This window comes from Anaerotignum sp. MB30-C6, assembly GCF_030908465.1.
Classification (GTDB): Bacteria; Bacillota; Clostridia; order Lachnospirales; family Anaerotignaceae; genus Chakrabartyella.
In genome coordinates this window covers 2,127,824-2,139,922 of record NZ_CP133078.1, presented here as the reverse complement: position 1 = coordinate 2,139,922, position 12,099 = coordinate 2,127,824, and the positions used below count along the sequence as shown (strand labels likewise).

Here is a 12,099-nt window from a genome sequence, read left to right as displayed (position 1 = left end):
AGGAGGGGTTGTGATGATGAATTTTGAAATTGCCGTTTACGGCCTTGGAGTAATGGGAAGCAGTCTGGCGAAAAATTTAATCTCAAAAGGCTTCCGTACAGCTCTTTTCGGAAAAAGCCAGGCAGAGAGAGAAAGATTTGAGACACAGGGTGATTATACTGTTTTTTCAACGGAGGAGGAAATGGTAAAAAGCCTGAAAAGCCCAAGAGTCATATTTATGATGGTAACGGCAGGCAGTGTTGTGGATCATGTGATTGAAAGCCTGCTCCCCATTTTAGAAAAGGGAGATATTTTGATAGACGGTGGAAACTCACATTTCAAGGATACGCAGAGAAGATGCAACGCATTATTGGAAAAGGGAATTCACTTTTTGGGTGTGGGGGTTTCCGGTGGAGAAAAGGGGGCATTGATAGGTCCCAGTATGATGGTTGGTGGCAGTAAAGAGGCTTGGAACTTTTGTGGACATATTTTAGAAAAGATGGCTGCAAAAGTAGATGATGAATACTGTTGCAACTACCTAGGCAAAGAGGGTGCAGGCCACTATGTGAAAATGGTACATAACGGTATCGAATACGCCATGATTCAGCTTATTGCTGACACCTATTCTGTCATGAAGAGAGGACTTCACCTAACGCACCAAGAAATAACGGAGATTTTTACTCGTTGGAAAAATACAGAGTTGAATGGTTATTTGATTGATATAACACCAGAGGTTCTTGGGAAAAACGATGCAGACGGTCAACCCTTAATAGAGAAAATATTGGATGTGGCACAGCAAAAAGGCACAGGAAGCTGGACTTTGGAAGAAGCCATTGCTAGAGGGGTATATGTCCCTACCATCTGCGAGTCTGTTTTTGCCAGATATTTTTCTGTGGATAGACAGTTGCGTCAGGAGGGGAGCCAAATTTTAAAGGCAGCTACCAAGGCTATGACCTTAGAAAATTATGAAGAAAAGCTCAAGGATGCTCTTTATCTTTCTATGATTGTAAGCTATGCCCAAGGGATTGCCCTCATGAAAAAGGCATCTGACGACTATGGATGGGAAATTGACTTACCTTTGGCCGTATCCCTTTGGAGAGAAGGGTGCATTATTCGCAGTGGACTTTTAAAAGATATCACCAAAGCTTTAAAAGAAAGTGATAAAAATATTTTATTTTCCAAAAGCTTTGGTGACTTAGGCAAATATCAACAGGCATTGCGTGAGGTTTCTGCGGCAACCGTTGAGGCAGGTGTTGCAGTACCCACAATGATTTCAGTTATTTCATATTATGATTATTGCCGCACAGAAAAAATGAACGTAGATATTGTACAAGGTTTGAGAGACTGCTTTGGTGCCCATACCTATGAAAGAATAGATATGGCAGGTAGTTTCCATACAGACTGGGTGGAAGGAGAAGAATAAAATGAGTTATAAAGTATTGGTTACAGCTAGATCCTTCGGTAGTGCCGATGATAAGGCACAAAAGTTATTGGAGGCAAATGGTTTTGAGGTGAAAAAGCTGCTGGCGGCCGATGGGCCTATATCAGAACAGTTGAAAAAGGAAATTGTAGATGCCCATGCAATTATCGCTGGCTTGGAAGACTATCCCGCAGAACTGATTGAAACTGCAAAAGAGTTAAAGGTAATTAGTCGTTACGGCGTTGGCTATGATAAGGTGGACTTAGAGGCGGCAAAGGCAAAAGGCATTGCTGTTACCATTACCCCTGGTGCAAACGGTGATTCTGTGGCGGATATGGCAATGGCTTTGATGCTCTCAGCGGCGAGAAACGTTAGTTATATGGATTGCTGTATAAAAGACGGAAAACAGCAAAGACCCACAGGGGTGGAAATGTTTGAAAAGACCCTTGGTGTAATTGGGGCAGGGAGAATCGGGAAAGGCGTAGCAAGAAGATGCAAAGGCTTTTCCATGAATATCCTTTGCTATGATACATATCAGGATGAAGTGTTCCAGCAGGAAACGGGTGCAAAGTACGTTGATTTTGAAACAATCATTAAAGAGGCAGACTTTATTACCATTCACTCTCCTTTAAATGATGAAACAAGAAATATGTTTCACGCAGAAACTTTTAAAAAGATGAAGGATAAAGCTGTGATTGTAAACACTGCTCGTGGTGGCATTATTGATGAGGAAGCATTATTTGAGGCCTTGAAAAACGGTGAAATTGGTGCGGCAGGTTTAGATGCAACGGTGGAAGAAACCCCTTACAACAGCCCTTTACTGGAACTGCCCAACTGCACTGTAACCCCTCACGCAGGTGCGGCAACTTATGAAGCCAGCAGCAAAATGGGGCTTATGGCAGCGCAAAACATTTTAGACATCTTCAATTTGACAAAATGTGACTTTACAGTAAATAAATAGTAGGATACAATTGAATACAAAAACATGTTAGGAGAAGGTCATGAAATGGGAGCTGTTTTTACGGTACTAAATAAACTGATGATTATATTTTTCTTGATTTTGATTGGATATGTGTCTCGGAAGAAAAAAATAGTGGATGATGGCTTCATGGAGGGGATTGGTGGGTTTTTAACTCGCATTATTATCCCATGTTTTGTGATCTCCTCCTTACAAATCGACTACACCCCAGAGTTGTTTCGTGAGGGTGCAACGGTATTTATCGTTTGTGTCATTATGCACTTTTGGGGACTCATTGTTGGCTGGCTTTCTTTCCGACTTTTAAAGGTGCCACAAAAAGCAAAGGGAATCTGGATTTTCAGCTGTATGTTTGCCAATATTGGCTTTATGGGAATCCCCGTCATTGCTATGATTTTTGGGGGCAATAGTGTATTCTATTGTGCCTTTGGAACGTTTGCGTTTAACATTACATCCTATACCTTGGGGGTCGTTGTACTAGATAGATGTACAGAAGGCTCCGATGGTGGCAAGGTGAACATGAAGCAATTGCTAAAGGCACCTGTGAATGTAGCAACGGTAGTTGGTATTTTATTTTTTGTGATGAATATCCGCCTGCCAGAGGCAATGAAGGATACTGTGGATATGGTAGGGGGAATCCTTTCTCCTTTGGCGATGATATATATTGGTGGTATTTTAGGAAAATTTGATTTTAAAGAAACGGTTACAGAAAAATGGGCATATGCCGTTTCCTTTTTTCGTTTGATTTTTATGCCGTTATCTTCTTACCTTATATTGAAACCTTTTATCCACGACAATTTGATTTTAGGCGTGATTGTTGTGGGGTTATCAACGCCAATTGGGGCGTTTTGTGCAATTTTGGCGGCGGAATTTGGTGCAGATGAAGAATTGGCCAGTAAATATATTTTTGTCAGCACCTTATTGTGTATTTTTACAATACCCCCAATTTTTATGCTATTCCTGTAATGGCAAGGGCGTAGGGTACAAACAAAGAGTTTACATAACCACGTCTTACTTTTCCAGTAAAATGAAAGGAAAGTTGCATAAGACCTCAAGGGACAACTTCCATAGTAGGCTGGCTTATATTAAGATAAGGCCATATTTTAAATGAATCTTGAAATTTCATTGGGGTATGCTATAACCAAGCCAAATTATGATTCATAGCTTAATTTTGGCAAGGGTATCCATCTTCCATTTCAGAAAAGACTTTTGAAGCATACTTGCGTTTAATGAAGTATGCTCCTTAGAGGGTTTTATTTAAGTAGAAAGTCCTTCTCAAATGAAAAGGAATCTGGTGGAAGGAGTAAACCAGCAGCCTATATACAAAAAATAAAGAAAGATAGCATTGGCTGAAAGATTACTTTGAAAATTAAATTATAATTGGTATCTAAGTAAACTATAATGTAATGCATATTTTAAAATCTCCTAGAATGGGCTATAAGAGGGTATGAGGATGAATGATATAAAAGAAATGGTATGGCTATTTCCAATACTTTTTATTTTTCACGACTTTGAAGAAATAATTTTTATGCAACCGTGGCTCAGGCGGAATAGAAGCTACTTATGTAAAAGGTTTCCCACATTATCAAAAAGGTTATTGGTTCATTTTGATCATATTACAACATCATCTTTTGCATTTGGTGTAGCAGAAGAATTTATTTTGATTAGTATCATTACAATTGTTTCTTATATGACCAATAGGTATATCCTATGGGCAGGTTTCTTTATTGCATTTACTTTACATTTAGTAATCCATTGTTTTCAAGCCTTGATGGTAAGAAAATATGTTCCCGCTATCATTACAAGCATGATTTGTTTGCCTATATGCCTGAATATTATCAAGTATATCGTGAAATCATTTCAGTTAAATACCATTGTTTTATATTCAATTTTAGCCTTTATTATTATGGTGGTTAACTTAATTTTAATTCATAAAGGCATGGTTATGTTTAGCAAATGGTTAACACAATATGAGGAGCAAATTAAATCTTGAACTGTGAGATAAGAGGAGCCCAAAATGGCTTCTCTTAAAATTATCCCAAGGCCACACGATAATAAAATATAAACCCAAATGTCAGATTGGGTGTAATTTCAAACACAGGCGTTCTTTTCTGCAATTGGTACAATAAATACGGTGGAAAAGGGAGTGTGGCGAGCATCGAGTTGTAAGTATGAAAGGCTGATTACCAAATCAGCCTTTTGCATTTAAGACCTTTGGGGTATTATTGCAAAAACATAGAAAAGTGAAGCTAAACATTGAAAACCCTTTGCTATATTTTTCGAAGCAACCATTTTTGGCTATCACAATTGCAGGTAAGTTCATATATTTTTTCTGCATTGTTAACAATACTACTGCAAAGAAAACAAAGAGTAGGGCTGCCGCCAAATTTATTTTTTTCTGTTTGTATGATTCGGCCCACTTTGATGATTACCGTTTCTCCATCGTCTTCTTCTAAACGAAAACGCACAGGGGTAACGGAACCATCTCTGGATGTCCAAGAGATCATATCAATATTTTTATTTACGAGCTTCATAGTAGGCTCCTCCTCAATAGAAGTTACTATTTACTATATCAGAACTAACGTTCTTTATCAATGGTAAAATTGTACTAATGTACGAATGTGCGTTTTATATTTTTTGTGATACAAAAAAAGTGTATAAGTAAAAAGGATTGGCATAAAAAATTTGTATGATATAGAAAAAAAATAATTGAATCAAGGATGGGATTTCTCTAAAGAGCCAAGGGCAAAAGCGTTGCAAAACCTTTCAGGCGTCTGTATAATAAAAGTTATGGTAAAATTCAGCAGAAGGATGAAAGTTATCCAAGAAAGGACTAGTGTATGTACGAAAAAATTTCTATACCCGAAATTTTCGGCATAAATGTTTTCAATGACGCAATGATGCGTGAACATTTGCCAAAGCATGTGTATAAAGAGTTAAAAAACACCATTGAAAAAGGTGAAATGTTAAATTCTTCAATTGCAGATATCATTGCAAATGCCATGAAGGATTGGGCGGTGGAAAGGGGTGCAACCCACTATACTCACTGGTTTCAGCCAATGACGGGCATTACCGCAGAAAAGCATGATTCTTTTTTGGCGCCTCCAAGCAATGGGAAGGCCATTATGGAGTTTTCCGGCAAGGAGTTAATCAAAGGAGAGTCAGATGCGTCTTCTTTCCCCTCTGGCGGCCTGCGTGCAACTTTCGAGGCAAGGGGATATACCGCTTGGGACTGCACCTCACCTGCATTTTTAAGACAGGATGCGGCGGGTATTACCTTATATATCCCTACGGCTTTTTGTTCCTATACAGGGGAAGCTTTAGATAAAAAGACGCCTTTACTGCGTTCCGTAGAAGCCGTTTCTAAGCAGGCCATGCGTATTTTGCATCTATTTGGCAACACAACTGCAAAGAAAGTGAATGTATATTCTGGGGCAGAGCAGGAATATTTCCTAATCGACCGCAATTTATATAATCAGAGGAAAGACTTGATTTTTACAGGCAGAACTCTTTTTGGAGCGGCACCGCCAAAGGGTCAGGAGTTAGATGATCATTATTACGGCAGCATCAAAGAAAGAATTGCTTGCTTTATGCGAGAATTAAATATAGAGCTATGGAAGTTAGGTGTCTCGGCAAAAACACAGCATAACGAAGTAGCACCTGCACAGCATGAACTTGCACCTATTTATGACGATTGTAACCGTGCTGCTGACCATAATCAGCTAATTATGGAGGCCATGAAACGTATCGCTGGTCATCACAACTTGGCTTGTTTACTCCATGAGAAGCCCTTTGCAGGGGTAAATGGCAGTGGCAAGCATAATAACTGGTCTTTAGGAACGGATGACGGACAAAATCTTTTGGATCCCGGCAAAACCCCCCACGAAAATGCACAATTCTTGGTGTTTTTGACTGCCATTATTAAAGGTGTGGATCAGTATGCCGAGTTGTTGCGTTTGGCGGCGGCAAACCCTGGGAATGATCACCGATTAGGTAAGCAAGAAGCACCTCCTGCCATTATCTCTATTTTCCTTGGGGATCAGCTTTTGGATATTTTTGACCAGATTGAACATGGTGGAGCGACCAGTTGCATACAGGGCGGAAAAATGCGGGTAGGTGTAAACACACTGCCTTACTTGAAAAGAGATGCAACGGATAGAAACAGAACCTCTCCTTTTGCCTTTACAGGGAACAAGTTTGAGTTCCGTATGCCCCCTTCCTCAGGCTCCATTTCCGGACCTAACTTTGTTTTAAATACCATTGTTGCCGATGTTTTGGAAGACTTTGCCGATGAATTAGAAAAGGCGGATGACTTTAATACGGTGGTGCATGAATTGATTCGCAAAACTTATACAGACCATAAGCGTATTATATTTGATGGCAATGGTTACTCCGATGAGTGGGTAAACGAGGCGGAACATAGGGGTCTTAGTAACATTACGAATATGGTGGATTCCATTCCTTACTTGGTGGAGGAAAAATCTGTTGCATTATTTGAACGTCATAAAGTATTGAGCCGTTTGGAATTGCAGTCTCGTTCGGAGATTATGTATGAGGCTTATATTAAACAGATTAATATAGAGGCAAGGGCAATGATTGATATTGCCTCTAAGCAGATTCGCCCTGCCATTGTGAAATACGCAGGAGGGGTAGCTACTTCTTATACAGCACTGAAGACCGCTGGTTTTGATGTATGTGTAGAGGAAGAACTGTTGCAAGAAATCAATGAAAACATCAAAGCTTTCCATGAAGCCTTAAAACATTTGGCAGAAGTAATCCAAGAAGCGTCGAAGCTGAAAGGAAATAGCCGTTCACAAGCAGTATTCTATCGTGATTATGTTTTTGCGGCCATGGAACAGTTGCGAGCGCCTGCGGATAGGCTGGAATTTTTGGTAGATCAAAAGGCATGGCCTTTCCCTACCTATGGAGAATTATTATATAACATATAATCATCTTGTAAGACAACGTTAAATATTTTTACAAAAACCCTGCTTTTTTCTTAATTTTTTTTGAGAGGAACAGGGTTTTTTTGCGGAAGTATCAAGTGTTAAAGGAATTCCAAACAAAGCAAGGACGTTGTAGGACAAATATAAAAAATTATAAAAAAAATATTAAAAAATACTGGGGAATATCTATAATAGACAAATGCTTTGCAGTATGGTATTTTTTTTAAGGAGAAAATAAAGTTAAAGAATGTATTTTTTGATGAACTTGGGAAAAATATAACCGATAATCTTGCAAAAGGGATGTGGATGCGCTATAATGTATACAAATAAACAGAGGCAGTTGTTTATTTATCAATTAAATAAAAATATGAATGGGTGTTTTTTTTGTTTATATTAAACAAAAAAATGCTGCATTTATACATAATGCACATTTTTTAATACAAAATTCAGTGCGTATTTGAAAAATAGAGGTGAATGCGATGATCACTGATGATAAAAGAGTTCGTATTATTACAGGTCACTACGGTAGTGGCAAAACAGAGTTTGCGGTGAACTATACCATGAAGCTCAGTCAACAAGGCCGGAAGGTCGCCATTGCCGATTTGGATATCGTAAATGTTTATTTCCGTTCAAGGGAAAAAAAGCGAGAAATGGAGAAGGCAGGTATTATGGTCATTTCCTCTTCGATAGAGGGGGATGGGCTGGATGTACCTGCAGTTTCTGCGGCTATGACTATGCCGGCACGCGAGCGTAGTTTCGACTACATCGTTGATTTGGGGGGCAATGACGTCGGCACGAAGGTGCTGGGCCGTTTAAAACCAATTTTAGACCCTGCGGAAGTAGATTTTTTTATGGTAGTCAATACCTATCGTCCCAGCACGTCCACACCTGAGGGTATTATTGAGCAGATGGAGAAGCTCGAGTGTTCGGCAGGGCTAAAAGTGACTGGCTTCATTAACAACACAAACCTGATTCGGGAGACCAATGCGCAGTGCCTGTTGGATGGGGATACCGTTTTGAAAGAAGTAACAAAACGTACAGGTGTCCCTGTAAGGTATGTTTCTTATGTTGAGGAACTAATGACAGAGAGCGTGCCGCTTGGGCTAGCCGGGGAGTTGTTCCCTATGAAGTTTTATATGAGAAAAACCTGGATGTAAATTTAAATATTTATGGAGGTGTATTTGAATGGCAAAAGGTAAAGTAACGATCGATGAGATGATCTGTAAGGGCTGCGAACTTTGTGTGTCTGTCTGTCCCAAGCATGTATTAAAACTTTCTGAGACAAAAATCAACGCTGCAGGCTACAACCCTGCAGAACCAGTTAACGATGACTGTATCGCTTGCACAGCTTGTGCAAAGATGTGTCCAGACTGCGCAATCACAGTAGAAAAGCTCGATTAAGAGAGGAGGAAAATTCAATGGCAAAAGTTTTAATGAAAGGCAACGAAGCAGTTGGTAAAGCAGCGATTGAGGCAGGTTGCAGATATTTTTTCGGCTATCCTATTACTCCTCAGAGCGAAGTACCAGAATATTTATCTAGTGAATTACCCAAGGTTGGTGGCGTTTTTGTTCAGGCTGAGTCTGAAGTTGCGGCAATCAATATGGTTTATGGTGCAGCTGGTGCAGGCGCACGTGTTTTGACAAGTTCTTCTTCCCCCGGTATTGCTTTGAAACAAGAAGGTATCGGCTACATTTCCAACGCAGGTTTGCCTGCTGTTATCATCAACATGATGCGTGGCGGCCCTGGTTTGGGTACAATTCAGCCTGGTCAGGCTGACTATAACATGACAGTAAAAGGTGGCTCTAACGGTGACTACCATGATATCGTTTTAGCTCCTGCATCCGTTCAGGAAGCAGTTAACATGGTAATGGAAGCTTTCGATTTGGCTGACTACTATGGTACACCTGTTATCATTTTGGCTGACGGTTTGATTGGTCAGATGATGGAACCTGTTGAATTTAACTACGTTTGCAAAAAAGAATTGCCTCCTAAAACTTGGGCATTAACAGGTAAGGGCGAAGGCGAAAAGCATATGGTAGAAAACTTGGTTATCGAAGCTGCTGAATGTGAAGCTTGGAATAAGAGACATTTCGAAAAATATGCTAAAATCGAAGCAAACGAACAGGCTTGGGAAGACTATTTGATGGACGACGCAGAATATGCTTTCGTTTCCTACGGTACATCCTCCAGAATTGTAAGAACAGCAATCGGCTATTTAAGAGAAGAAGGTTACAAAGTAGGTATGATTAGACCGAAAACATTGTGGCCTTTCCCTCAAAAAGCTTTTGATAAATGGGATAAGAACATCAAAAAATATCTTGACGTTGAAATGAGTATGGGCCAGATGGTTCAGGATGTTGCTTATGCATGTAATGACAAAAATAAAGTTGAATTCTATGGCAGAACAGGCGGTATCGTTCCTGCGGTAGATGAAATCGTTGAATTTGGCAAAAAAGTTATGGGAGGTGACAAATAATGGCAGTTGTATTTCAAAAAACAAGAGCTTTAACTGATATAAAATTGCATTATTGTCCTGGTTGTGCACACGGTATTGTTCACAGACTTGTAGCAGAAGTATTAGAAGAAATGAACGATGACAAAAACGCAATTGTGGCTGTACCAGTTGGCTGTGCGGTATTCGCAAACAAATACTTCAACTTCGATGCGATTCAGTGTGCTCACGGTCGTGCTCCCGCTACTGCAACAGGCATTAAAAGAGTACATCCTGATAAAGTGGTTCTTACCTATCAGGGCGACGGTGACCTTGCTTCTATCGGTACTGCAGAAATCGTTCATGCGGCTGCAAGAGGCGAAAAGATCACAACAGTTTTCATTAACAACGGTATTTACGGTATGACAGGCGGCCAGATGGCTCCTACAACTTTGCCTGGTATGAAGGCTACAACAGCGAAGGCTGGTCGTGACCCTCAGATTAACGGTAACCCTATCCGTGTTAGCGAAATGTTAGCAACTTTGGATGGTCCAGCTTACATCGAAAGAGTAAGTGTTTCCACACCTGCTCAGGTTACACAGGCGAAAAAAGCAATCAGAAAAGCTTTGGAAATCCAGAAACAGGGCCTTGGCTTCACATTTGTTGAAGTTGTTTCCACATGCCCTACAAACTGGGGTCTGACACCCGTAAAAGCTATGGAATTTGTAAGAGAAAAAATGATCCCTTACTATCCTCTTGGCGTTTTCAAGGATATCACTGCAGAGGAGGGCAAATAATATGAATACACAGAGAATTTGTTGTGCAGGCTTTGGTGGCCAGGGTACTCTTTCTATGGGTAAAATTTTGGCTTACGCAGGTATGTTGGAAGGTCATGAAGTTTCATGGTGTCCTTCTTACGGCCCTGAAATGCGTGGTGGTACAGCGAACTGCCATGTAATCGTATCTGATGAACCCATCGGCTCTCCTGTAATTACCAGCGATGCAAATTGCGTAATTGCTATGAATCAGCCTTCTTTGGATAAATTTGTGGGCATTCTTGCAAAAGGTGGGGCTTTGGTTGTGAATTCCGACTTGGCTTCTTTGAAAGAAGACAGAGCAGACATCCGTGTTTTAGATGTTCCTGCAAATACAATGGCTACTCAGGAATTTGGCAGTGCAAAATTGGCCAACATTATTCTTTTGGGTGCTGTTATCCAGGCAACCGGTTCTGTAAAAATTGAAAGCATTGATGATGCATTCACACATGTATTTGGTGGTGCGAAAGCAAAGTTCATCCCTAATAACAAAAAAGCTTTTGAAATGGGCTTTGAATTTGCAAAAAACAACAAATAATTTCATAATTAATGAGATTTTGACGGCCTTTTGGTGGGGGAAACCTTGCCAAGAGGCTGTTTTTATTGCAAAAAAACATTCCTTACCAGCAATAGATATGATATAATTACGAAAGCTATATGTTCCCATAAGAGAATACTTTTGGGATATGAAAATAGCTTCCGTGAAATACGAAAATAGATCAAAGAAAGTATGAGAGGCACTTTGTAGTTCCCTTTTCTTGAATGACTCCCTGCTGAATAGGGATTTTTGGGAAGCACCTTTGCAGAGAAAGCCCTGTGTAAATAGAGGTGTAAATGAGTGGGCTACAAGTATTATAATAGAGTGATTTCTAAATAATCTTGACCATGGTAATCATTTCTTGGGTTATGATGGCGTATTGGATTTTTTGAATCATATTGTAAAGGGCAGAGAGGAGTGTAAGTTTTTTGAAGAACAAAATAAAGATTTCCATTGATGGAAAGTCCTTTACGTTGGTGGGAGATGAAACGGAAGTACATATGCGGGCTGTGGCTACGTACATAGACGAAAAAATAATGGAAATTCGTAAAAATGCAGTTGCGGTTAAAATGGACACGAGCCTTGCCTATGTTTTGGCGGCTTTGAATGTGGCTGACGATTACTTTAAGGAAAAAGAAAAAAATGCAGAGCTGGAAGGCCGAAACTTAGGTTTAAGTACAAGGTTAGAACACTTAATTCCACAGATGGATGAAACCAAAGCAGAGCTTGAAGAAGTGAAAGGGCAGTTAGATGAGCTAAAAGAGAAGCTAGCCCAAGGAGAACAACAGGCGGCAGAGGCTGCAGGGTTGAAAGAAGAGGAGCAAACTTCCCAACAGGAAAAAAACCTTGTAGCGGAAGGAAAACCAGAAGAGGACAACCATAACCAGGAGCCACAGCCCCAACACTACCCCATGGGGTTAAAAGGTGGACAAGCCGAAAAGGCTATGACAAGAAAAGCCATTCGGGAAAAATACCGCAAAAAGTAAGAAAAGC

General features: G+C 40.1%; 12 protein-coding genes. 11 read left to right on the top strand and 1 reads right to left on the bottom strand.

Annotated features, from left to right (window positions below; translation table 11 throughout):
- Window positions 1–13: 13 nt before the first annotated feature.
- The 4 genes from gndA to RBQ60_RS10430 all read left to right on the top strand — a co-directional run bounded on the left by gndA (window position 14) and on the right by RBQ60_RS10430 (window position 4,368).
- On the top strand, window positions 14–1,402 hold the full coding sequence (gene gndA, locus RBQ60_RS10445) for an NADP-dependent phosphogluconate dehydrogenase (protein WP_307883642.1): 1,389 nt from the start codon (window positions 14–16) through the stop codon (window positions 1,400–1,402).
- A 1-nt stretch (window position 1,403) separates the two neighbouring features.
- Window positions 1,404–2,360 carry a phosphoglycerate dehydrogenase gene (locus RBQ60_RS10440; protein ID WP_307883641.1) on the top strand — a complete coding sequence of 319 codons (957 nt, stop codon included), beginning with the start codon at window positions 1,404–1,406 and terminating at the stop codon, window positions 2,358–2,360.
- Between the two features lie 45 nt (window positions 2,361–2,405).
- A complete protein-coding gene (locus RBQ60_RS10435) occupies window positions 2,406–3,341 on the top strand; it encodes an AEC family transporter (protein ID WP_307883640.1) in 936 nt (311 codons plus the stop codon).
- Window positions 3,342–3,828: 487 nt separating this feature from the next.
- Entirely contained in the window at window positions 3,829–4,368 is a 540-nt protein-coding gene (locus tag RBQ60_RS10430; RefSeq protein WP_307883639.1) for an HXXEE domain-containing protein, read from the top strand.
- Between the two features lie 277 nt (window positions 4,369–4,645).
- Here RBQ60_RS10430 and RBQ60_RS10425 read toward each other — a convergent pair whose 3' ends face one another.
- On the bottom strand, window positions 4,646–4,909 hold the full coding sequence (locus tag RBQ60_RS10425; protein WP_307883638.1) for a hypothetical protein: 264 nt from the start codon (window positions 4,907–4,909) through the stop codon (window positions 4,646–4,648).
- Between the two features lie 306 nt (window positions 4,910–5,215).
- Between RBQ60_RS10425 and RBQ60_RS10420 the strand changes: the two genes are divergently transcribed.
- From RBQ60_RS10420 to zapA, 7 genes are all read left to right on the top strand, one after another.
- Window positions 5,216–7,324: a glutamine synthetase III family protein gene (locus tag RBQ60_RS10420; RefSeq protein ID WP_307883637.1), complete on the top strand. Its 2,109-nt coding sequence runs from the start codon at window positions 5,216–5,218 to the stop codon at window positions 7,322–7,324.
- A 476-nt stretch (window positions 7,325–7,800) separates the two neighbouring features.
- Window positions 7,801–8,478 carry a nucleotide-binding protein gene (locus RBQ60_RS10415; protein ID WP_307883636.1) on the top strand — a complete coding sequence of 226 codons (678 nt, stop codon included), beginning with the start codon at window positions 7,801–7,803 and terminating at the stop codon, window positions 8,476–8,478.
- A 28-nt stretch (window positions 8,479–8,506) separates the two neighbouring features.
- Window positions 8,507–8,722 (top strand): 4Fe-4S dicluster domain-containing protein, encoded by a 216-nt coding sequence (locus tag RBQ60_RS10410; protein WP_307883635.1) that lies wholly within the window; start codon window positions 8,507–8,509, stop codon window positions 8,720–8,722.
- Between the two features lie 17 nt (window positions 8,723–8,739).
- The gene (locus RBQ60_RS10405) at window positions 8,740–9,798 is read left to right on the top strand and encodes a 3-methyl-2-oxobutanoate dehydrogenase subunit VorB (protein ID WP_307883634.1); all 1,059 of its coding nucleotides are present in this window, start codon (window positions 8,740–8,742) and stop codon (window positions 9,796–9,798) included.
- Window positions 9,798–10,550 carry a thiamine pyrophosphate-dependent enzyme gene (locus RBQ60_RS10400; RefSeq protein ID WP_307883633.1) on the top strand — a complete coding sequence of 251 codons (753 nt, stop codon included), beginning with the start codon at window positions 9,798–9,800 and terminating at the stop codon, window positions 10,548–10,550. Before RBQ60_RS10405 ends, RBQ60_RS10400 begins: the two co-directional genes overlap by 1 nt.
- 1 nt (window position 10,551) lies before the next feature.
- Window positions 10,552–11,106 (top strand): 2-oxoacid:acceptor oxidoreductase family protein, encoded by a 555-nt coding sequence (locus tag RBQ60_RS10395; RefSeq protein WP_307883632.1) that lies wholly within the window; start codon window positions 10,552–10,554, stop codon window positions 11,104–11,106.
- Between the two features lie 428 nt (window positions 11,107–11,534).
- Complete coding sequence (gene zapA, locus RBQ60_RS10390) at window positions 11,535–12,092, top strand: cell division protein ZapA (RefSeq protein ID WP_307883631.1); 558 nt, start codon at window positions 11,535–11,537, stop codon at window positions 12,090–12,092.
- Window positions 12,093–12,099: the final 7 nt, after the last annotated feature.

Coding starts and splice junctions, on each gene's coding strand:
- gndA (WP_307883642.1), top strand. CDS start 14: ATGATGAATTTTGAAATTGCCGTTTACGGCCTTGGAGTAATGGGAAGC.
- RBQ60_RS10440 (WP_307883641.1), top strand. CDS start 1,404: ATGAGTTATAAAGTATTGGTTACAGCTAGATCCTTCGGTAGTGCCGAT.
- RBQ60_RS10435 (WP_307883640.1), top strand. CDS start 2,406: ATGGGAGCTGTTTTTACGGTACTAAATAAACTGATGATTATATTTTTC.
- RBQ60_RS10430 (WP_307883639.1), top strand. CDS start 3,829: ATGAATGATATAAAAGAAATGGTATGGCTATTTCCAATACTTTTTATT.
- RBQ60_RS10425 (WP_307883638.1), bottom strand. CDS start 4,909: ATGAAGCTCGTAAATAAAAATATTGATATGATCTCTTGGACATCCAGA.
- RBQ60_RS10420 (WP_307883637.1), top strand. CDS start 5,216: ATGTACGAAAAAATTTCTATACCCGAAATTTTCGGCATAAATGTTTTC.
- RBQ60_RS10415 (WP_307883636.1), top strand. CDS start 7,801: ATGATCACTGATGATAAAAGAGTTCGTATTATTACAGGTCACTACGGT.
- RBQ60_RS10410 (WP_307883635.1), top strand. CDS start 8,507: ATGGCAAAAGGTAAAGTAACGATCGATGAGATGATCTGTAAGGGCTGC.
- RBQ60_RS10405 (WP_307883634.1), top strand. CDS start 8,740: ATGGCAAAAGTTTTAATGAAAGGCAACGAAGCAGTTGGTAAAGCAGCG.
- RBQ60_RS10400 (WP_307883633.1), top strand. CDS start 9,798: ATGGCAGTTGTATTTCAAAAAACAAGAGCTTTAACTGATATAAAATTG.
- RBQ60_RS10395 (WP_307883632.1), top strand. CDS start 10,552: ATGAATACACAGAGAATTTGTTGTGCAGGCTTTGGTGGCCAGGGTACT.